The sequence below is a fragment of the Solimonas sp. K1W22B-7 genome (genome assembly GCF_003428335.1).
Taxonomy (GTDB): domain Bacteria; phylum Pseudomonadota; class Gammaproteobacteria; order Nevskiales; family Nevskiaceae; genus Solimonas_A.
Window position 1 is genome coordinate 214,766 of sequence record NZ_CP031704.1, and the last position, 19,525, is coordinate 234,290.

18 protein-coding genes are annotated in these 19,525 nt (G+C 67.0%); 7 read left to right on the forward strand and 11 right to left on the reverse strand.

Going from position 1 to position 19,525, the window contains the following annotated elements; translation table 11 throughout:
- Positions 1-43: 43 nt before the first annotated feature.
- Positions 44-1,408 (reverse strand): sigma-54-dependent transcriptional regulator, encoded by a 1,365-nt coding sequence (locus D0B54_RS01065; RefSeq protein ID WP_117288367.1) that lies wholly within the window; start codon positions 1,406-1,408, stop codon positions 44-46.
- A 174-nt stretch (positions 1,409-1,582) separates the two neighbouring features.
- On the opposite strand from D0B54_RS01065, the gene D0B54_RS01070 reads away from it, so the two are divergent.
- Entirely contained in the window at positions 1,583-1,750 is a 168-nt protein-coding gene (locus tag D0B54_RS01070; protein WP_117288369.1) for a DUF1328 domain-containing protein, read from the forward strand.
- A gap of 63 nt (positions 1,751-1,813) precedes the next feature.
- Here D0B54_RS01070 and D0B54_RS01075 read toward each other — a convergent pair whose 3' ends face one another.
- The 3 genes from D0B54_RS01075 to D0B54_RS01085 all read right to left on the reverse strand — a co-directional run bounded on the left by D0B54_RS01075 (position 1,814) and on the right by D0B54_RS01085 (position 3,625).
- On the reverse strand, positions 1,814-2,020 hold the full coding sequence (locus D0B54_RS01075; protein WP_117288371.1) for a CsbD family protein: 207 nt from the start codon (positions 2,018-2,020) through the stop codon (positions 1,814-1,816).
- A 316-nt stretch (positions 2,021-2,336) separates the two neighbouring features.
- Entirely contained in the window at positions 2,337-2,774 is a 438-nt protein-coding gene (locus D0B54_RS01080; RefSeq protein ID WP_117288373.1) for a PA2169 family four-helix-bundle protein, read from the reverse strand.
- 44 nt (positions 2,775-2,818) lie between these two features.
- A complete protein-coding gene (locus tag D0B54_RS01085) occupies positions 2,819-3,625 on the reverse strand; it encodes a BON domain-containing protein (protein ID WP_162932122.1) in 807 nt (268 codons plus the stop codon).
- A 358-nt stretch (positions 3,626-3,983) separates the two neighbouring features.
- Between D0B54_RS01085 and D0B54_RS24070 the strand changes: the two genes are divergently transcribed.
- Both D0B54_RS24070 and D0B54_RS01090 read left to right on the forward strand, forming a co-directional pair.
- Entirely contained in the window at positions 3,984-4,454 is a 471-nt protein-coding gene (locus D0B54_RS24070) for a hypothetical protein (RefSeq protein WP_162932123.1), read from the forward strand.
- A gap of 209 nt (positions 4,455-4,663) precedes the next feature.
- Positions 4,664-4,879: a hypothetical protein gene (locus tag D0B54_RS01090; RefSeq protein ID WP_117288377.1), complete on the forward strand. Its 216-nt coding sequence runs from the start codon at positions 4,664-4,666 to the stop codon at positions 4,877-4,879.
- Positions 4,880-4,927: 48 nt separating this feature from the next.
- Here the strand turns inward: D0B54_RS01090 and otsA are convergent, their stop codons facing one another.
- The 3 genes from otsA to D0B54_RS01105 form a co-directional block, all read right to left on the reverse strand.
- Positions 4,928-6,373, reverse strand: a complete 1,446-nt coding sequence (gene otsA / locus D0B54_RS01095; protein WP_117288379.1) for an alpha,alpha-trehalose-phosphate synthase (UDP-forming) — start codon at positions 6,371-6,373, stop codon at positions 4,928-4,930.
- Positions 6,370-7,236, reverse strand: coding sequence for a trehalose-phosphatase (gene otsB, locus D0B54_RS01100; RefSeq protein WP_117288381.1), 867 nt, complete (start codon positions 7,234-7,236; stop codon positions 6,370-6,372). The genes otsA and otsB overlap by 4 nt, the downstream gene beginning before the upstream one ends.
- Positions 7,237-7,370: 134 nt before the next feature.
- Positions 7,371-7,523, reverse strand: coding sequence for an entericidin A/B family lipoprotein (locus D0B54_RS01105; RefSeq protein ID WP_240433520.1), 153 nt, complete (start codon positions 7,521-7,523; stop codon positions 7,371-7,373).
- 215 nt (positions 7,524-7,738) lie between these two features.
- Here D0B54_RS01105 and D0B54_RS01110 point away from each other — a divergent pair, with 215 nt between their 5' ends.
- Positions 7,739-9,889, forward strand: coding sequence for an ATP-binding protein (locus D0B54_RS01110; RefSeq protein ID WP_162932124.1), 2,151 nt, complete (start codon positions 7,739-7,741; stop codon positions 9,887-9,889).
- Entirely contained in the window at positions 9,886-10,998 is a 1,113-nt protein-coding gene (locus D0B54_RS01115) for a hybrid sensor histidine kinase/response regulator (RefSeq protein ID WP_117288385.1), read from the forward strand. Before D0B54_RS01110 ends, D0B54_RS01115 begins: the two co-directional genes overlap by 4 nt.
- A 789-nt stretch (positions 10,999-11,787) precedes the next feature.
- On the opposite strand, the gene glnA is transcribed toward D0B54_RS01115, so the two are convergent.
- On the reverse strand, positions 11,788-13,197 hold the full coding sequence (gene glnA / locus D0B54_RS01120; protein ID WP_117288387.1) for a glutamate--ammonia ligase: 1,410 nt from the start codon (positions 13,195-13,197) through the stop codon (positions 11,788-11,790).
- Positions 13,198-13,517: 320 nt separating this feature from the next.
- On the opposite strand from glnA, the gene glyQ reads away from it, so the two are divergent.
- Both glyQ and D0B54_RS01130 read left to right on the forward strand, forming a co-directional pair.
- On the forward strand, positions 13,518-14,411 hold the full coding sequence (gene glyQ / locus D0B54_RS01125; protein ID WP_117288389.1) for a glycine--tRNA ligase subunit alpha: 894 nt from the start codon (positions 13,518-13,520) through the stop codon (positions 14,409-14,411).
- Between the two features lie 140 nt (positions 14,412-14,551).
- Complete coding sequence (locus tag D0B54_RS01130) at positions 14,552-15,625, forward strand: SMP-30/gluconolactonase/LRE family protein (protein ID WP_117288391.1); 1,074 nt, start codon at positions 14,552-14,554, stop codon at positions 15,623-15,625.
- A gap of 69 nt (positions 15,626-15,694) precedes the next feature.
- On the opposite strand, the gene D0B54_RS01135 is transcribed toward D0B54_RS01130, so the two are convergent.
- The 3 genes from D0B54_RS01135 to katG all read right to left on the reverse strand — a co-directional run bounded on the left by D0B54_RS01135 (position 15,695) and on the right by katG (position 19,334).
- Entirely contained in the window at positions 15,695-16,603 is a 909-nt protein-coding gene (locus D0B54_RS01135) for an aspartyl/asparaginyl beta-hydroxylase domain-containing protein (RefSeq protein WP_240433521.1), read from the reverse strand.
- 110 nt (positions 16,604-16,713) lie between these two features.
- On the reverse strand, positions 16,714-17,142 hold the full coding sequence (locus D0B54_RS01140) for an organic hydroperoxide resistance protein (RefSeq protein WP_117288393.1): 429 nt from the start codon (positions 17,140-17,142) through the stop codon (positions 16,714-16,716).
- 38 nt (positions 17,143-17,180) lie between these two features.
- A complete protein-coding gene (gene katG, locus D0B54_RS01145) occupies positions 17,181-19,334 on the reverse strand; it encodes a catalase/peroxidase HPI (protein ID WP_117288395.1) in 2,154 nt (717 codons plus the stop codon).
- Positions 19,335-19,525 lie beyond the last annotated feature (191 nt).

A 19,525-nucleotide genomic window follows, 5' to 3' on the forward strand; every position in this document is an offset into this window, starting at 1 on the left:
CGTTCATTCGCGGACTGATGTCTTGTCCCAATGACCTGAATCGCTACGGCATGTTGTACTGCTTCCTCTTGCGATACAGCGTCGAGCTGTCGATGCCCAGCGTGCGCGCCGCCGCCTCCATGGTCGGCGAGATCGCCAGCAGCGCCTGGATATGTGCCTGCTCCAGCTCCTGCAGGCTCACCGGGTCGCCGGCGCGCAGGCCGCCGCTGACGCCGCGGCCGGAACTGGCAAAGGGCAGGTGCTCCGGGCCCACGGCGTCGCCGGGACACAGGATCACCGCGCGTTCGACCACGTTGCGCAATTCGCGCAGGTTGCCGGGCCAGTCGTAGGCCGTCAGCAGCGCCGTTGCCGCCTCGCCGAAACGCCGCGCCGGCCGGTCGTACTGGTGTACGAACTTCTCCAGCAGGTGCGTGGCCAGGCGAGCGACGTCCTCGCGGCGCTCGCGCAGCGAGGGCATGGTCAGCGTCACCACGTTGAGGCGGTAGTAGAGGTCCTCGCGGAACCTGCCCTCGCTGACCATCGCACGCAGGTCATGGTTGGTGGCAGCGATGACGCGCACGTCGGCCTTGCGCGTATGCGGGTCGCCGACGCGTTCGTATTCACGGTCCTGGATGAAGCGCAGCAGGCGCGGCTGCATCGCCGCCGGCATGTCGCCGATCTCGTCGAGGAACAGCGTACCGCCGTCCGCCACCTGCACGCGGCCCTGGCGGTTGTCGGTGGCGCCGGTGAAGGCGCCGCGCACATGGCCGAACAGTTCGCTGGCCAGCAGCTCCGCCGACAGCGACGGGCAACTCACCGTCGCGAAGTTGCCCTTGCTGCGCACGCTCCAGTCATGGATCGCGCGCGCCAGCACGTTCTTGCCGACGCCGCTCTCGCCCAGGATCAGCACTGTGGCGTCGGTGGCCGCCACCTGCCGCGCCACCTCGTAGGTCGCCAGCAGCTGCGGGTTGCGCGTGTCCAGGTCGATCTCGGAGCGGCCGTCGTCGTCGCTCTTCTCCAATGCCTCGATGCGCCGCTCCATGCGGCGTGCGTCGGCCTGCTGCGCCACCGCATGCACCAGTTCGTCGGGCGAGCAGGGCTTGACCAGATAGTCGCTGGCGCCGGTGCGCAGGGCGTTGACCGCCAGCGTCGCGTCGTTGAGCGCGGTGGCCATCACGATGCGCATCCAGGGCGCCGCCTCGCGCAGGCGCGGCAGCAGGTCCATGCCGGAATCCTCGCCGAGGTTCACGTCCAGCAGGCAGACATCGAATACCGCACGGGCCAGCGCCGATTCCGCCTCGGCCGCCGACTGCGCGGTCTCGATGCGGTAGCCATGCTCGTCCAGCGCGCGGCGGAAATTGCGCAGCATGGCCGGATCGTCGTCCACCACCAGCACGCCGCTGCGCTGCAGTTCCAGGCGTTCGCTCATCACGGCCGTTCTCCATTGCAAATTGCATTATGACCCGTCCGGGCGCCCTGCAGGGCGCCGGCCATAGGCCGGCTGGGAATGTCCAACTCATTGATTTTTAAAAACATGACGGCTGGCACGCGACTTGGACAGAGAGTCCTGTCGTACCCACCCGATCTGTGGAGGAGACCATCCATGCTTTATTACTCCATCGTTTTTCTGGTTATCGCACTGATTGCCGCAGCGCTCGGCTTCGGCGGCATCGCCGGTACGGCAACCGGCATCGCCAAGCTGCTGTTCCTGGTATTCCTGGTGCTGTTCGTGGTGTCGCTGGTCCTGGGGCGCCGTCCGCCGGTCAGCTGAGGCCCGGCAGCAGCACAAAAACCCCGCACGCCGAAAGGCCTGCGGGGTTTTTCATTCATTTGCTCAGTGCTTGCGGAGGCGCTGCTCAAAGTCGCGTACCTCGGCTTCGGCCTTGTCCCTGGCCAGGCCATAGCGCTCCTGGATCTTGCCTTCCAGCACGTCGCGCTTGCCCTCGATCAGCGTCAGGTCGTCGTCGGTGAGCCTGGCCCACTTCTGCTTGACCTCGCCCTTCAGCTGCTTCCACTGGCTCTTGATGATGTCCTGGTTCATGTGGCACTCCTTCCTTGAAGTTGGATAAAAGTACAAACCGGCGGCTCTTCCTAGGGCCTGTTAACACTACGGCAGTCGCTGCGACGGAGACCGTTTTGGCGCAGGGCTATGTCCCGGCACGCGCGGTGTACTCGAAGTACATAAGCGGGGCGGGACGACGCCCTGCGCCAAAACGGTCCCGCCCGAAGGGTGCCCCCGTCTTTGCGGCCATGCTGTGTTGCTCGTCGGTTATTTGGAACCACCAAACTCCCTCCTCGCGTCGTGCCTGGCCGCAAATACGGGGGCATCGCAGCGACTGCCGTAGTGTTAACAGGCCCTAAGCCGCCATGCGCTGCTTCAGCGCACGCATCTCGTCATGGCAATCGCGCACGCGGGGCAGATACATCTCGAGCTGGCGCAGCACCGACGGATCGTCGGCCTCGCGGATGGCGCGGCGCAGGTGCTCCAGCAGCCGGTCCTCCGCGTCCTCCAGCTGTGCCACGTAGGCACGGGTTTCGTCGCGCGCCAGCGTGGCGCGGACCTGGGCGTAGACCTTGCGCAGGGCGCCGCTCAGCGTGCCGCCCGGGGGTACAACCTCGCCGCTGGCGGCGATGCTGGCGGACAGCCCGTTGATCAGCTCGCGCTTGGCCGCGGCCATGCGCGAGAACAGGCTGCGCAGCTGGCTGTCCTGGACCTGCTCGAAGGCCTGCTCGTAGAACTCCGCGCCATCGCGGGCGACCTGCACGAGTTCCTTCAGCTGGTTCACATTGTTCATATCGGCACTCCTTTGCTCATGGTGGGCGGGGTCACACCCGGCGCTCATCCGGCGCTCAGGCCGCTGGCGTCCACTGCACGGACACCCGCAGTACCCCTCGCGATCTGGACGGCGGCTGCACGCTCCGCCGGCGTATCGACACGGCCGCTGAGGCGGACCGCGCCGCGGCTGGTGGCAACGGCGATCGCGTAGCCGTCCACCTCGCGGGAAAGCAGCAGCGAGGACTTGAGCCTCGCCGTAATCCAGGCATCGACCAGCGAAGCGCGCGGCGCATCCACGGTCGGCACCGTGCCCGGCGGCGGACGCAGGGCGATGCGGTCCTCCACCTTGATCACCCCCGGCGTCGCCGCCGCGATGTCGACCATGCGTGCACGGCCCTGCGCGCTGTCGGCGACGCCGCGCAGGCGCGCCTTGCCATCGACCGTATCGACGTTGACATCCAGCGCATCGCCGAAGTTCTCGCGCAGCAGCTGCAGCTTGATGCGCGCGGTCAGTACCGCGTCGCGCAGGCGCTGGCGCCAGCCGCTGGCCGGCGGCGGTTCCGGCGGTAGCCGCATGGCGCTGGCATGGCCGGCATCGATCTCGATGCGGTTGTCCACCGTCGCGGCGCCGCTGCTGTGCAGCGCCACCTCTTCCGCCAGGCGCTTTTCGTCGGCGCTGCGCACCACGCCGGTGAGCGTGAGGCGCTCGCCCTCGACGCTGACCGACAGCCCCAGCGGGCGCAGTGCGTCGGTGGTGGCATAGGCGGCATAGACCTGGGTTTCGCGGCCGATGTCTTCCAGGTTTCTTGCTTGGGCCGCTGCGGGTAGCAGCAGGGCACATAACAGCAGACAGGGCCTCGGGGCTCGCATGTCGATCTCCTCTGGCTTTCCCCCGATGGCGCAAGGCCCGTACCAGCAGCAGATCTCAATGGGTTCAGAGGCTTGCGCGATGCGGATCGTCCGGTCCCCGGGCAAACTGCCGGGCATCGCGCCGCGCCCCGTGCAAATCGCAATGTGCATGGCCGGATTGCAATTGTCCCGGACAAAATCCGGAAGGCATGCAATCTGCAATGCATTTTGCGGGATTCTGTCGAACCGAATTCATTGAATTCAATGGCTTGAGCATTTCAAAAGCCCTGGCATGAAGCCTGCGCCAAGAGAGCAGACCGGCGACAAGGAGTCGCTGGCGACATGGAGTCGCCCCGGTCCACGAATTCAGGAGTCCACGATGAGACAAGGATGTTCACCTCAAGCCTGGCTGATCCCGCTGGCACTGGCCGGCCTGGTCAGCGTCGCCGGCTGCAAGCCGCGCGAACAGGCCAACGCCGGCGAGATCGCCGAAGCGCAGGCCGAGGGGCAGCAGAATGTCGCCCAGGCCAGTGCCGAAGCGCAGCAGGATATCGCTGCGGCAAAGCAGGCGGAGACGCAGGCCACGATCGAGGCCTCCGCCAATCCCGACCCGGCCGATGCCGCGCAGCAGAACATGGAAGCGCGCGCGGAAACCGTGAAGCAGGAGGCAGAAGGCAAGTACAAGGTGGAGTCGGCGGAACTCGAAGCCGCTTTCAATACCGAGAAGCAGCGCTGCAACGCACTGGCCAGTGCCGAGCGCAGTGCCTGCATCGACAAGGCCAAGGCTGAATACGACCGCAAGGTGAGTGAGGCGAAAGCCCGGCGGGACAGTACACCGGGCGCCGGCTGAGCCGCGCGCCCAGGATGCTCGCCTGCTGAGACAACGAATACGAGGATCACCAGAACCCCCGGGAGAAGGACCTCCCGCAAAGCCGGAGAAGGATCTCCCAAAGAGCGCCGCCCCCACGAGCGCTCCTCTCTCGCCGGTGCGGCCCCCCAGCCGCACCGGTTTTTTCTTTTCTGAAGCACCGGCGTCAGCGCCGGCAGGAGGCTCGAGCCATGGCAACCCAGGAGCGCACGCGCAAGACCGCTGATGGTGTCGTCAGCGGTGAAGTGAAGGAGCCCCGCCGTGTTCCCGCGGTGGCCAGGCCAAAGGCAATGAAGCATCCCAAGGGCAGGAAGCTGGCCCCCAGCCGCATGCCGCGCCGCGAGGAAGCGACCGACCGGTCGATCGGCAAGGGCGAGGAAGAGGTGCGCCTGCGCAGCAGGAGCTGACGGCGGGAATGCGTGAGGCGGGAAGCGGGAGGGAAAAGGCAGGGGCTCTCAGGCGGCCTGGGCCGTCGGAGGCCCCGCCTCGGCGCGCTGCAGGCTGCAGCGCTGCAGTTCCTCCAGGAACGATTCGCGCCAGGCATCGGCATCGTCGCGCAGCAGGCCGCGCATCAGCTCGGCGTGGCGCTGGCGGCGTTCCTCCAGCGGCATGTAGCGCGCGGTCTGCAGTGCATCGGCCACCGCGGTGTTGTCGTAGGGGTTCACGATCAGCGCCGCCTGCATCTGCTGCGCCGAGCCGGCGAAGCGCGACAGCACCAGTACGCCAGGGTCGGCTGGATTCTGCGCGGCGACGTACTCCTTTGCGACCAGGTTCATGCCGTCGCGCAGCGGCGTCACCAGGCCGATCTGGCTGGCGCGGTAGATGCCGGCCAGCTGGCGGCGTCCCAGCGGGCGATTGATGTAGCGGATCGGCTCCCAGTCGAGCTGGGCGTAGCGGCCGTTGATGTTGCCGGCGATCTGCTCCAGCTCGCGGCGGATCGCCATGTACTCCGGCACCTCGCCGCGACTGGTGGGTGCGATCTGCAGCAACTCCACCTGGCCATGCGTATCCGGGTAGCGGTCCAGCAGGCATTCCATCGAGCGGAAGCGCTCGGGAATGCCCTTGGTGTAGTCGAGGCGGTCGACGCCCACGATCACCGTGCGGTCCTTGCGGTTCTCGCGCACGCGCTGGAACTCCAGGCGCGCTGCCGGCGATTCCGCCACCTTTGCGAACTCGCGCGCGTCGATGCCGATCGGGAAGGCGCGCGCGGTCAGCGTGCGGCCGAAGGCGGTGATGCTGTTGCCGCGCAACTGGCCTCCGAACTCGCGGCAGACGCAGTCGCGGAAGCGCTGCACGTCGGCCTCGGTCTGGAAGCCCAGCAGGTCGTAGGAGAACAGGCTGCGCATCAGCTCGCGGTGGTGCGGCAGCGCGGTCAGCATCTCCGGCACCGGGAAGGGAATGTGCAGGAAGAAGCCGATCGGCTGGCTGGCACGCTGTTCGCGCAGCGCCTCGGCGAAGGGCAGCAGGTGATAGTCGTGCACCCAGACCTGGTCGCCCTCCTGCAGCATCGGGTGGAGCGCATAAGCCAGGCGCCGGTTGACGCGCTGGTAACCCTCGTAGTGACGCGGATCGAAGGTCGTCAGGTCCAGCCGCAGGTGAAACAGCGGCCACAGGCATCGGTTGGCGAAGCCGTTGTAATAGTCCTCATGCTCGCTGGAGCTCAGGTCCACCGTTACCAGGCGGATTTCGCCGGCCACGGTTTCGGTGGCGCGTCCGTCCGGACGCTCGGCGATCTGTCCGCTCCAGCCGAACCACAGGCCGCCACGCTCACGCAGTGCGTCGAGCAGCGCGACGGCCAGACCGCCGCCGCGGGCGGCGCCGCGCGGATGCACCACGCGATTGGACACCGCCACCAGACGCGGCCGCGGGCGCGTCGTCGAGCGTGGCAGCGCCGGGCTCATGCGAAATCCCGCAAGCCGGCTCCGGCGGCAAGCCAGCCGTGAACCTCCGGGACACTGCCGAGCCGGTAGTGCGCGACACTGGGGCCCGCGCCGACCTTGATGCCGTAGCCGCCCATGGCCTGGGCCACCAGGATGCCGTTCTCGTCGGTGAGATCATCGCCGACGAACACCGGCCTGCGTCCGGCGAAGGGCGGCAGGGTCATCAGGGCCTGCACCGCCTGGCCCTTGTTGACCTCCGGCGGCAGCACCTCGATCACCATCTTGCCCTGCGTGGCGGACAGGCCCATCGCGGATGCCAGTGCGGCCGCCACGGCCTCGCATTCGGCGGCGCGCTCCGGCGCGAGGCGGAAATGCACGGCGACCGCCATGCCCTTGTCCTCGATGACAATGCGCGGATCGTCGGAAAAATAGCGGCGCAGCGCCTCGGGCAGGTCGCCCGAACCGGCGGTGGCCGTGGTCTCGATGCTGCCGCGCAGGTCGCGCCGCAGTTCGGCACCATGCAGGCCGGCGCCGGCCAGGCGCAGCGGGTACAGCAGGCGGTCCAGCGTCTGGATCTGGCGCCCGCTGACGATCGCCAGGGCGCCGCCGAGACGGCGGTGCAGAGCGGTCAGCAGGACGGGCAGATAAGGCGCCACCTTCACCGCTTCCGGCCGCGACGCCAGTTCCAGCAGGCTGCCGTCGAGATCGTGGAACAGTGCGATGTCTTCGCCCAGCGCTGGCGGCAGCGACACATCCGGGCGAGCCATGGCGCTCATCACGGGCATGAACCCGCTGGGCCGGGCGGCACGTCCCTGTGCCTGGCCCCGGCCCCCTGCGCCACCGGCATCCTGCCGGCGCATCCGCTCGCTGGTGAAGAAATCCATTGCTCGCCTTTTGTGTACCCGGGCCGCGGTGGTGATGTCCCTGAGCGGTCCCGCAATCCCTCGCGGAAACCGCACCGTCCCTGGCGCCACGCGCTCAAGGACATCACCACCGCGGCCCGGGCCGTTTTTCGTCCTTACTTCTGGTCGCCCGGCTTCACCGCGTCCTGCACCTTCTCGCCGCCGCGCTCGATGTCCTTGCCAGCGCCCTCGACCGTATTGCAGGCCGCCAGAAGTCCGCTGCTGCCGAGCAGCAGGGCAATCACCGCGTGTCGCATCCATTGCGTCATGTCACTCTCCATGTGGGGTCCGGAACCTGCGCGGCAATGTGGTTACACTGCGGCGACGGCACCAGGGACCCACGTTCCATGCCACCGGCGTGAGTCAAGTAACTTGTTGATTTCACAAGGCGCATCGGCGGACATCCACGCTGCGTCACATGCACATCGCAAGCCCGCAGGCGAGGCTTGCTTGCAAATCGCACAGACGGGCTGACCTGAACGGCATGGATGCGTACAGCACACAGGCAACGCAAGCCCCGGTCCGGCAGCGCATGCTGCTGGTCTGGTTCGGTCTCGGCTTCCTGTGGCTGCTGGTGCTGGCACTGGTGATCAGCGGCACGCGCCTGGCGTACTACTCCAAGACCCGCTTCAGCGAAAAGCTCGAGCGCGTACAGCGCCTGCAGGAAGCGTTCAAGGAAACCTCGGTGCTGATGGGCCTGGTGGTGGAGCTGGAGGGCGGGCAGCGCGACTGGCTGCTGCGGGCAGACCCCAGGGCCCTGCGGCGCTACCGTGAAGCCGGAGCGCAGCTGCCGCACCAGCTGGCGCGGCTCAACGGCATGTTGCGCGACCGCAACGAATTCCGCTCCGAGATGCTGCGCCTGACCCGGACGGCGCTGGCCGAACAGCAGGCGCTCTCCGGCCTGCAGGGCCTGGCCGACCGCCAGGGCAGCGACGAGGCCCTGCTGCAGGCGCGCAGCCTCGACGAAGCGCCGGCGATGGACGCCACCCGCACTTCGCTGGTGAACCTGCAGATGCACCTGGTGGAGTCGGCGACACGCGAGCAGAACGTGCTCAACGACGTCATCACCCGCCGCAACATGGCGATCTACCTCACCATCGCGCTGGGCACGATCGGTGCACTCGGTGCGCTGTTCCTGCTGCGCCGCTACTACGTCACGCTGCACGAGGAAAAGCTGCTGCGCGCGCGCATGCTCGAGTCGCAGACCGAGAGCCGCCGCAAGAGCAACTTCCTGGCCACCATGAGCCACGAGATCCGCACGCCGATGAACGCCATTCTCGGCTTCAGCCAGCTGCTGCTGGACCGCACCGGCGATTCGGTGAGCCGCCGTTACGTCGAAGCCATCACCGTCAGCGGCCGTTCGCTGCTGGCGCTGATCGACGACATCCTCGACCTGTCCAAGGTCGAGGCGGGCAAGGTCGAGATCCGCGCCCTGCCCACCAGCCTGCGCGAGGTCGCCGACGGCGTGGTTGCGGTGTTCTCGCAGCAGGCCTCGGACAAGCGCCTGCAGCTCAGTGCCGCCGTCGACCCGTCCGTGCCGGACTCGGTACTGCTGGACGTGGCGCGCCTGCGGCAGATGCTGTTCAACCTGGTCGGCAACGCCGTGAAATACACCGACCGCGGCAGCGTGGCCCTGCGCATCTCCGCGCGTGCCAACCCCGACGACTCCCAGCTGCTGTCCTGCGTGTTCGAGGTACGGGACACCGGCGTCGGCATCGCCCAGGCCGAGCTGCAGCGCATCTTCGAGCCGTTCGTGCAGGCCGAGGCCGGCCGCGCGCCGCGCGCCGGCAGCGGCCTGGGCCTGGCGATCACGCGCCAGCTGGCGCAGCGCATGGGCGGCAGCCTGGAAGTCGAAAGCGCGCCGGGGCAGGGCTCCATCTTCCGTATCCTGCTGCCGCGCGTCGCCGCTGTCAGCACTCCGCCGCCGGAGCAGGCCGCGATCAGCGTCGAGCACGAGGAGGCGCTACGCATCCTGGTGGTGGACGACGTCGAGCTGAACCGCGAGCTGCTCAGGGCCATGTTCAAGGACACGCCGCATGACCTGCTGCTGGCTTCCGACGGACTGTCGGCACTGCAGATCGTGCGCGAGCAGCAGCCGCAGGTACTGCTGCTGGACCTGCTGATGCCGGGCGTGGACGGCTTCGAGACCCTGCGGCGCCTGCGCGCCGTACCCTCGCTGGCGCCGCCGCGCGTGATCGCGGTGACCGCCACCAGCCTGCGCGGCGAACAGGCCGAGCTGCGCAAGCAGTTCGACGGCTACGTCGCCAAGCCCTTCACGCGGGACGGCCTGTTCGCGGAGATCCGGCGGGTCATGGCCAAGGCAGCGGAGCCGAATGCGTCGTCCGCCGCCGGCCCCGCCCTGCCGCTGCCCGAGACCGTGCGTCATCGCCTCGAGCGTCTGCTGGTGCGCGACTGGCCGGCGGTCTGTGCCGCGCCGGCGATGCGCGACGTCAAGAATTTTGCGCAGGCGCTGGATGAACTGGCGCTGGCAGCGGGCCATGAGACGCTGCGCGTCTACGCGCGCGAGCTCAACGATGCCGCATTTGCCTTCGACGCCTTGCGCGTCGAGGCATTGCTGGAGGAATTCCCGCAGCGCGGTGGGGCACTGCTGGCGAGGGGGAAGGAACAGACATGAACGACTTTGCGGACAGGGGACGTCCGGCGCCGCTGGTCATGGTGGTGGACGACAACCCGGCCAACGTGCAGCTGCTGGGGCAGCTCCTCGATGGCGCGGGCTACAACGTCGTGCCCGCCACCAGCGGCACGCAGGCACTGGAGCGTGCCGCCTCGCGCCAGCCCGACCTGGTACTGCTGGACATGGTGATGCCGGGCATGGACGGCTACGAGGTGCTGCGCCGCCTGCAGCAGTTGCCGGGCCTGGCCGACCTGCCGGTGATCTTCGTCACCGCCTCCGACAGCCTGGAGGACCTGGCGCGCGGCTTCGACCTGGGCGCGGTGGACTACGTCACCAAGCCCTTCGTCGCCAAGGAGCTGCTGGCGCGCGTGCGCACACACGTGGAACTGAAGCGCTCCCGCGATCACCTGCAGATGGTGCTGCGCGAGCGCGACGAGATCGTCAACATCGTCGCGCACGATCTCAAGAATCCATTGACCTGCATCCGCTTCGCCAACCAGCTGCTGATGCGCAACAAGGACGAGTCGCGCCGCCTCGAGCTGATGCAGGAGATCGAAGACTGCAGCGAGGAGGCCCTGGAGTTCGTGCAGCGCTTCCTGACGCAGCGCGCCGAGGGCGAGGCATTGCGCCAGCTGCACAGCGAGCCGGTGGACCTGCGCGAGCTGGCGGCGCAGGCACTGCGCCTGCAGCAGGCGGCCGCCGAGGTGCGCGGCCTGCGCCTGCGCCTGGAAGCCGCGGAACCGGAGGTCACTGCCCTGGGCGACCGCATGGCCGCGCGCAATGTGCTGCAGAACCTGCTCTCCAACGCCATCCGCCATTCGCCGGAAGGCGAGGAGGTCCTGGTGTCGCTGGAACTGACGCGCGTCGGCGGTGCCCGCTGCCTGGTGCTGGACCGCGGCCCCGGCATTTCCGAGGCCGACCAGAAGAAACTGTTCCAGCGCTTCGCGCGCATCGTCACCGCCAAGGCCACGCCGGAATATTCCACCGGCCTGGGCCTGGCCATCGCCAAGCACGACATCACGCGCATGGGCGGGCATCTCTGGTACGAATCGCGGCCGGGCGGCGGCAGTGTGTTCGGCTTCGAGTTGCCGCAGCAGCGGGTTGCTTAACTGGCTGACGACGTCGGCGCTTGATTGTAGGAGCGAGCTTGCTCGCGACTTCGTTCGATCCTCACCGAACCGTTCATCCCGAGTGCCGCGAAGCGGCGTATCGATGGACGCACCTCTTGGTTCCCTCTCCCCGTTTACGGGGAGAGGGCTAGGGTGAGGGGCGCGAGCTTTCGAGTGGAAGCCCAAGCGGGAATGCCGGCGACTACGCCGGTCAGGAGCCGCGGATCTCTGGAGGTTTATTTCGCCCAAGGGCGAGTTACTTCTCTTTGATATACGTCAAAGAGAAGTAACCAAAAGAAAACGTACCCTTGTATCGGCGCCCCGCTCACGCGGGGTGCCCCGCCCAGTGGTCGGTCGCTGAGGGGTCGGACACACAGGCCGTCCATGGCCTGCGTGTCCTCGGCCGGACATCCTGTCCGGCTCGACCCCTGCGCCCGACCCCTGTGCGGGCGCCGCTACGAGGGAACCCGGAACATCAAAAGCATTCGCTGCGCTCACCAAGCCATTGGAAGACAACTGTCGCCTGTAGGGTGCGCACCGCGCACCATTGAGCGTGGCCAAGACCGCTCGGCGTGCACAATGCGCACCCGGGGCTGTACTTTGAGACCTCAGCCTTCCAGGCGTACGATCCCCGCGCCCGGCGTCGGAATGCTTCCGAGCCCTTTCCCTGGGAACCAGGCGATTGATGAGGTCTAGCGGAGCGGCATGCTCCGCGTCGGGTCATCAGGCACCCAAAGAAAAACGCCCCGCAATGCGGGGCGTTTTTTGTACAACCGACAACCCGCTCGCTTACAGCGAGTAGTACATGTCGAACTCGATCGGGTGCGTCGTCATGCGGAAGCGGGTGACTTCCTGCATCTTCAGCTCGATGTAGGCATCGATCACGTCGTCGGTGAACACGCCGCCCTTCTTGAGGAACTCGCGGTCGTTGTCCAGGGCGTCGAGCGCCATGTCCAGGCTGTGGCAGACGCGCGGGATCAGCTTGTCCTCTTCCGGCGGCAGGTGGTACAGATCCTTGTCCTGGGCTTCGCCCGGGTGGATCTTGTTCTGGATGCCGTCCAGGCCGGCCATCATCATGGCGGCGAAGGCGAAGTACGGGTTGGCGCTGCTGTCCGGGAAGCGCACTTCGATGCGGCGGCCCTTCGGGTTCGCCACGTACGGAATGCGGATCGAGGCCGAGCGGTTGCGGGCCGAGTAGGCCAGCATGACCGGCGCTTCGAAGCCCGGCACCAGGCGCTTGTAGCTGTTGGTGCCCGGGTTGGTGAAGGCGTTCAGGGCCTTGGCGTGCTTCAGGATGCCGCCGATGTAGTACAGCGCGGTCTCGGAGAGGCCGCCGTACTTGTCACCGGAGAACAGGTTCTTGCCGCCCAGGGCCAGCGACTGGTGGACGTGCATGCCCGAGCCGTTGTCACCGACGATCGGCTTCGGCATGAAGGTGGCGGTCTTGCCGTAGCTGTGCGCCACGTTCTGCACCACGTACTTCAGCTTCAGGACTTCGTCAGCCTTCTGGGTCAGCGTGCCGAACTTCACGCCGATTTCGCACTGGCCGGCAGTGGCGACTTCGTGGTGGTGCACTTCAACGCCCATGCCGACGGCTTCCAGCGTCTCGCACATGGCGGAGCGGATGTCCTGCAGGCTGTCGACCGGCGGAACCGGGAAGTAGCCGCCCTTGATGCCCGGACGGTGACCCATGTTGCCGCCTTCGTAGGCCTTGCCCGAGTTCCAGGCGGCGTTTTCGGCGTCGATCTCGACGAAGCAGCCCTTCATGCCGGAGTCATAACGGATGCTGTCGAAAATGAAGAACTCATTCTCGGGGCCGAAGAAGGCCTGGTCGGCGATGCCGGTGGACTTCACGTAGGCTTCGGCGCGCTTGGCCAGCGAGCGCGGGTCGCGCGAGTAGCCTTCGCGGGTGGACGGCTCGAGCACGTCGCAGGTCAGGACCAGCGTGGTGTCTTCGAAGAACGGATCGATGAAGGCGGTGCTGGCGTCCGGCAGCAGGATCATGTCGGACTCGTTGATGCCCTTCCAGCCCGCGATCGACGAACCGTCGAACATCTTGCCGTCGACGAACAGGTCGTCATCAACGGTGCTGGCGGGAACGGTCACGTGCTGTTCCTTGCCGCGCGTGTCGCAGAAGCGGAAGTCGACGAACTTCACGCTCTTTTCCTGGATAAGCTTCAAAACTTCTTTACCCGACATGGGTTACTCCTGTCACGGTGTGGTGAGAATGGTGTTTGGGCTGGGCTGCCCCCAGCGTGCGCCAAAAAGATGCACGAAGCATGCCATTTTGGCGTCTGACGGGGAACGGCGGGCGGCAGCATGGTAGCGGAAAACCGCAGGAACGGCGCGCCCTGCATAAGCTTATGAGGGCCCGCGAGGCACTGTTTTATTTATTAAAAATTTCTCGCAAAATTTAATATTTAATCTCACGGCCATTGCGATCAACGTGTTCCCGTAAACGCAACGGTATACTCCCGGCCCTTCGCGCGCGGGCGTGAACGAGCACAGGGTTTTTTCGCATGACTTTCCAGGACCTCATCCTCAAGCTCCAGCAGTTCTGGGCCGGCCACGGCTGCGTGATCGTGCAGCCCATGGACATGGAGATGGGTGCCGGCACCTTCCACTGGGCCACCTTCCTGCGCGCCCTGGGCCCCGAGACCTGGAACACCGCCTACGTGCAGCCCAGCCGCCGCCCCACGGACGGCCGCTATGGCGAAAACCCCAACCGCCTGCAGCACTACTACCAGTTCCAGGTGCTGATGAAGCCCTCGCCGGCCAACATCCAGGAGCTGTACCTGGACTCGCTGCGCATGCTCGGCTTCGACCCGCTGACCCACGACATCCGCTTCGTCGAGGACAACTGGGAATCGCCGACGCTGGGCGCCTGGGGCCTGGGCTGGGAGGTCTGGCTCAACGGCATGGAAGTCACCCAGTTCACCTACTTCCAGCAGGTCGGCGGCATCGAGTGCCGGCCGGTGGCGGGCGAGATCACCTACGGCCTCGAGCGCCTGGCGATGTACATCCAGAAGAAGGAAAGCGTCTACGACCTGGTCTGGAGCGACACCGGCGGCCGCGTGGTGACCTATGGCGACGTCTACCACCAGAACGAGGTCGAGCAGTCCACTTACAACTTCGAGCACGCCGACACCGCCACGCTGTTCGAGCGCTTCAGCAAGGCCGAGGCCGAATGCCAGCGCCTGCTGGCGCTGGACCCGCCGCTGCCGTTGCCGGCCCATGAGCGGACCGTGCAGGCCAGCCATGCCTTCAACCTGCTCGACGCCCGCGGCGCGATCAGCGTCACCGAGCGCCAGGCCTACATCCTGCGTGTGCGCACCCTGGCCCGTGCCTGTGCCGAGGCCTATTACAACTCGCGCGCCCGCATCGTCGGCTTCCCCCCGCTGAAAGCGGCCTGAAGTCCTGCGTTCCGAAAAGCCGCCACAGGGCGGCTTTTTTGTTGGCGCCGCGTGACGCAGTTTGCGCCCCGGCCTGCGCGCGCAGGCCTATGATGCGATAGCGGGGCCGGGAACTCCGCATCCGACCACCAGGGGGAAACATGCGCACGATCTTCGCCGCACCGCGGGCACTCACTCATTCGCTGCGCGCGGCCCTGCTGCTCACCGCCATCGGCCTGGCGGCCTGCACCGACATCGACGATGGCGGGCCACTGGCCAACGGCAGCGCCGGCCGCCCCGCGATCATCGGCAACGCCGCCGCCGGCCTGGTCAACGGCCCTGCGGCCGTCGCGCGTTTCGACAATCCCGCCACCGCCGAGGTCGGGCCCGACGGCACGGTCTACGTTGCCGACTTCAACAACAATGCCGTGCGCGCCATCGCGCCCGACGGCACCGTGCGCACGCTGGTGGCACAGGCCGGCTTCGTGCGGCCCTTCGGCATGACGTTCTCGCCCGACGGCAGCCTCTACGTGCAGACCGACGGCAACGACCTGGGCCAGCGCGACGGCACCACCGGCACGGTCTGGCGGGTGAATCCCGCCACCGGGGCGGCGACAGTCGTCGCGCGCAACCTCGGCCGCCCGCGCGGGCTGCTGGCCCTGAGCGGCAACCGCATCGTGCTCAGCGACGTCGCCCATCACGTCATCGCCTTGCTCAACACCACCAGCGGTGCGGTGACGCCGCTGGCCGGCAGCGCCGACATGCCGGGCTTTGCCGACGCCACCGGCGCCGACGCGCGCTTCAGCCGACCCTATGGCGTGGCGCTGGCCGCCGACGGTTCTCTTCTGGTCGCCGACCAGGACAATCACCGCATCCGCCGCGTCACCCTGGCCGGCGTCGTCACCACCTTCGCCGGCACCGGCACCGCGGGCAGCGCCAACGGTCCCGTCGCCACCGCCACCTTCAACGGGCCGCAGGACGTGGCGGTGGACGGCTCCACGGTCTACGTCGCCGACACGCTCAACTACCGGGTGCGCCGCATCGCCGGCGGCAACGTCACGACGATCGCCGGCAGCGGCGTGCGCGGCTTCGCGCCGGGCGAGGGGCTCACCGCGCAGTTCGCCGGTCTGGAGGGCTTCGATCTGACCGACGACGGCAACACGCTGTGGATTGCCGACGGCAGTGGCGGCATGGACGACGGCTTCAACCGCGTGCGCCGCGTGCGGGTGCGCTGAGCCTGGGGCAAAAGAAAAGGCCGCCGGTGATCGGCGGCCTTCTTCATTGCGGCAAGCCCGCAGCCGGCCTTACAGCGCCCAGGCCACCAGCAAGCCGACCAGGCCGAGATGCAGCGTCCACTTGCCGAGCTTGTAGCTGCGCGGATTCTTCTTCTTCAGTGCCTTCATCGTCGCCTTGTAGCTGACGACGGCCCCGCTCAGCCGGTTGCCGACGCCCGAGATGTTGCTGTCGAGGTTGTCGATATAGAACAGGCCGTTGAAGAAGCGCGCGAAGCGGTAGTAGAACCACTGCAGCGGCGCCAGCTTCATCGGCCGGTCGATGTCGGTCATCAGGATCAGGCGGGGGATCTCGGTGTCGTTATAGGCCGAGTGGATGTAGGTTTCGTCGAACAGCACGCTGTCGCCATCGCGCCAGACATAGTGTTCGCCATTGACCATCAGGCCGCATTTTTCAGAGTTCGGCGTCGACAGCCCCAGCGAATAGCGCAGGCTGAACGCGAAGGGGTCATGGTGCTGTGTCAGCTTCTTGCCCGGCATCAGCACGGCGAACAGCGCCAGGTTCATGCCCGGCACCTGGTCGATCAGCGCGCGCGTCCTGGGCGCCAGCGCCTTTGCCGAGGGAATGTCCAGGTCGTAGATCTTCAGGTAGAAGCTCTTCCAGCGGTTGTCGCGGTAGAAGCTGCTGCCCGGCAGGTCATTCTTGATCGCGATGTGGCCCTGGCCGTAAAGCGCCAGCGCTTCGTCGCGGATGATTTCCCAGTTGTCCTGCAGCAGCTTGAGCTGCGGGAAGGTCTCGACCGGCGGCAGGCGCGACTTCGTCGAGACGCGCGAGAGCAGATACGCCGGGATGTTGAGCGGCACCGTGAAGGTGGAGAAATCGGTCAGCTGGCGCGCAAAGGGCAGGTGCACCCGGTTTCGCATCCGGACGAACACCAGCGAGCCGACATAAGTCAGGAATATCACGATCAACACAGTCACAAAGCTTCTCCCATGCGCCGAATATGATAGTCCATGGCTGGGAGTACAGCCCAGGCACCCAAAAGGGCGCCGGATCGCTCCGGCGCCCTGGTCCGCCGCCTCGCGGGGCCCTACACCACCACTACCTTCAAGCCCACCTCGATATTCCCGCGCGTTGCCTTGGAATACGGGCAGAACTGGTGGGCAGCCGCGATCAGCTTGTCCGCGTCCGCCTGCTCCAGGCCGCCGACCCAGGCGGTGATGTCGGCCTTCAGGCCAAAGCCGGTCTCGTCCGGCCCGATGCCCACCGCCACCTCGATCTCCACCGACTTGGGCTTGAGGCCCAGCTTGTTGGCCAGGAAATCCACCGCGCCACCGAAGCAGGCGGCGTAGCCGGCGGCGAACAGGTCTTCCGGCGTGGTGGTGCCCGGCTTGCCGGGCCCCCCCATCGCCTTGGGCACGGAGAGGTCGGCCTTGACCACGCCGTCGCGGGATTCGGTATGGCCGTTGCGGCCGCCGGAGGACACCGCGTGGGCGGTGTAGAGCACATTGACTGCCATGTTTGTCTCCTTCTCGTTGTTCCGATTGTCAGGGCTGCTCAGGCGAGGTCGAAGCGGTCGAGGTTCATGACCTTGACCCAGGCCGCCACGAAGTCGCGCACGAACTTCTCCTGCGAATCCGCACTGGCGTAGACCTCGGCCAGGGCCCGCAGTTGCGAGTTCGAGCCGAACGCCAGGTCGACACGAGTACCGGTCCAGTTCAACGCACCCGTCTTGCGATCGCGCCCCTCGAACACGTCCTTGGCCTCCGTCGCCGCCTTCCACTCGGTGCGCATGTCGAGCAGGTTGAGGAAGAAGTCATTGCTCAAGGTGCCAGGGCGCGCGGTGAACACGCCATGTGGCGACTGGCCGGCATTGACGCCGAGGACGCGCAGGCCGCCGACGAGCACGGTCATCTCGGGCGCGGTCAGCGTCAGCAGCTGCGCCCGGTCGACCAGCAGGGCTTCGGCAGGGATGCCGAGCGGAGCCTTGAGGTAGTTGCGGAAGCCGTCGGCGATGGGCTCGAGCACGGCGAAGGATTCGACGTCGGTCTGGTTCTGCTGCGCGTCGACACGGCCGGGAGCGAACGGAACCTCGATCGTGAAGCCTGCGTTCCTGGCCGCCTGTTCGACACCGACGCCGCCGGCCAGCACGACCAGGTCCGCCAGCGACAGCTTGCCGGAGGCCTTGCCGATCTCCTCGAGCCTGGACAGCACCGGGGCCAGGCCGGCCGGGTCATTGACCGCCCAGTCCTTCTGCGGGGCGAGGCGGATGCGCGCGCCGTTGGCACCGCCGCGCTTGTCGCCGCCGCGGAAGGTGGAGGCCGAGGCCCAGGCGGTCGATATCAGTTGCGCCACCGTCAGTCCCGAGGCGGCGATCTGCGCCTTCAGCGCGGCGATGTCGGCGGCGCCCGGCGCCGGCAGCGCCGCCTGCGGCAGCGGGTCCTGCCAGATCAGGTCTTCCTTGGGCACCTCCGGCCCCAGGTAACGGGCCTTCGGACCCATGTCGCGGTGGGTCAGCTTGAACCAGGCGCGGGCAAAGGCCTCTGCGAAGGCCTGCGGATCGTCGCGGAAGCGCAGGGAGATCTTGCCGAACTCCGGGTCGAACCGCATGGTGAGATCGGTGGTCAGCATGGTCGGCTTGTGCCGCTTCGCCGGGTCGTGCGCGTCCGGGATGATCTCCGGCGCATCCTTGGCGGTCCACTGCTTCGCGCCGGCGGGCGAGCGCGTCATCTCCCATTCGTACTTGAACAGGTTCTCGAAGAAGTTGTTGCTCCACAGCGCCGGTGTCTTGGTCCAGGTCACCTCCAGGCCGCTGGAAACGGTGTCGCCGCCATGGCCGCGGCCGTAGCTGCTGATCCAGCCCAGGCCCTGTGCCTCGATCGGCGCGGCTTCCGGGTCGGGGCCCTTGTGCGATTCCGGCGCGGCGCCGTGGGCCTTGCCGAAGCTGTGGCCGCCGGCGATCAGCGCGACGATTTCCTCGTCGTCCATCGCCATGCGGTAGAAGGTGCTGCGGATGTCCTTGGCGGCGGCCAGGTAGTCGCCGCTGGCGTTGGGGCCCTCCGGGTTCACGTAGATCAGGCCCATGTGGGTCGCGGCCAGGTTGTTGTCCAGCTCGCGGTCGCCGCTGAAGCGCTGGTCATCCCCCAGCCAGGCGGTTTCGCTGCCCCAGTTCACGTCCTGGTCCGGCTCCCACACGTCCTCGCGGCCGGCGGCGAAGCCGAAGGTGCGGAAGCCCATGCTCTCCAGCGCGACGTTGCCGGCCAGGATCATCAGGTCGGCCCAGGAGATCTTCTGGCCGTACTTCTGCTTGATCGGCCAGAGCAATCGGCGCGACTTGTCGATGTTGACGTTGTCCGGCCAGGAATTGAGCGGAGCGAAGCGCTGCTGGCCGCGGCCGCCGCCTCCGCGACCGTCGCCGGTGCGGTAGGTGCCGGCGCTGTGCCAGGCCATGCGGATGAACTGCGGGCCGTAGTGGCCGAAGTCGGCCGGCCACCAGTCCTGCGAATCGGTCATCAGCTGCACCAGGTCCTTCTTCAGCGCGGCGTAGTCGAGCTTCCCGAACTCCCTGCGGTAGTCGAACGACCCGCCCAGCGGATCGGACTTGGACGAGTGCTGGTGCAGGATGTCCAGGCGCAACTGGTTGGGCCACCAGTCGCGGTTGGACCGGCCGCTGCCGGCGCTGTGGTGGAAGGGACATTTGGCTTCGGTCATGGCTTCTCTCTCCTCGGGGACACGGGAAACGGCTGGAACGAGCCTCATCCTGACGGCGGCGGGTCGATAAATGAAATTGTTTGTTTGTTTTGAGTCGATAGTTTTTACTGTTGAAAGGGCCTCCGAGGCCGGATTGGCGTAAATGCCGCCGATCCCGGAGAATTGCGCGCTCTTTTTACCTCAAAAAGCCT

Excerpts from the sequence above, each read along its gene's own strand:
- D0B54_RS01065 (WP_117288367.1), bottom strand. The coding sequence starts at position 1,408 with ATGAGCGAACGCCTGGAACTGCAGCGCAGCGGCGTGCTGGTGGTGGAC.
- D0B54_RS01070 (WP_117288369.1), top strand. The coding sequence starts at position 1,583 with ATGCTTTATTACTCCATCGTTTTTCTGGTTATCGCACTGATTGCCGCA.
- D0B54_RS01075 (WP_117288371.1), bottom strand. The coding sequence starts at position 2,020 with ATGAACCAGGACATCATCAAGAGCCAGTGGAAGCAGCTGAAGGGCGAG.
- D0B54_RS01080 (WP_117288373.1), bottom strand. The coding sequence starts at position 2,774 with ATGAACAATGTGAACCAGCTGAAGGAACTCGTGCAGGTCGCCCGCGAT.
- D0B54_RS01085 (WP_162932122.1), bottom strand. The coding sequence starts at position 3,625 with ATGCGAGCCCCGAGGCCCTGTCTGCTGTTATGTGCCCTGCTGCTACCC.
- D0B54_RS24070 (WP_162932123.1), top strand. The coding sequence starts at position 3,984 with ATGAGACAAGGATGTTCACCTCAAGCCTGGCTGATCCCGCTGGCACTG.
- D0B54_RS01090 (WP_117288377.1), top strand. The coding sequence starts at position 4,664 with ATGGCAACCCAGGAGCGCACGCGCAAGACCGCTGATGGTGTCGTCAGC.
- otsA (WP_117288379.1), bottom strand. The coding sequence starts at position 6,373 with ATGAGCCCGGCGCTGCCACGCTCGACGACGCGCCCGCGGCCGCGTCTG.
- otsB (WP_117288381.1), bottom strand. The coding sequence starts at position 7,236 with ATGGATTTCTTCACCAGCGAGCGGATGCGCCGGCAGGATGCCGGTGGC.
- D0B54_RS01105 (WP_240433520.1), bottom strand. The coding sequence starts at position 7,523 with ATGACGCAATGGATGCGACACGCGGTGATTGCCCTGCTGCTCGGCAGC.
- D0B54_RS01110 (WP_162932124.1), top strand. The coding sequence starts at position 7,739 with ATGGATGCGTACAGCACACAGGCAACGCAAGCCCCGGTCCGGCAGCGC.
- D0B54_RS01115 (WP_117288385.1), top strand. The coding sequence starts at position 9,886 with ATGAACGACTTTGCGGACAGGGGACGTCCGGCGCCGCTGGTCATGGTG.
- glnA (WP_117288387.1), bottom strand. The coding sequence starts at position 13,197 with ATGTCGGGTAAAGAAGTTTTGAAGCTTATCCAGGAAAAGAGCGTGAAG.
- glyQ (WP_117288389.1), top strand. The coding sequence starts at position 13,518 with ATGACTTTCCAGGACCTCATCCTCAAGCTCCAGCAGTTCTGGGCCGGC.
- D0B54_RS01130 (WP_117288391.1), top strand. The coding sequence starts at position 14,552 with ATGCGCACGATCTTCGCCGCACCGCGGGCACTCACTCATTCGCTGCGC.
- D0B54_RS01140 (WP_117288393.1), bottom strand. The coding sequence starts at position 17,142 with ATGGCAGTCAATGTGCTCTACACCGCCCACGCGGTGTCCTCCGGCGGC.
- katG (WP_117288395.1), bottom strand. The coding sequence starts at position 19,334 with ATGACCGAAGCCAAATGTCCCTTCCACCACAGCGCCGGCAGCGGCCGG.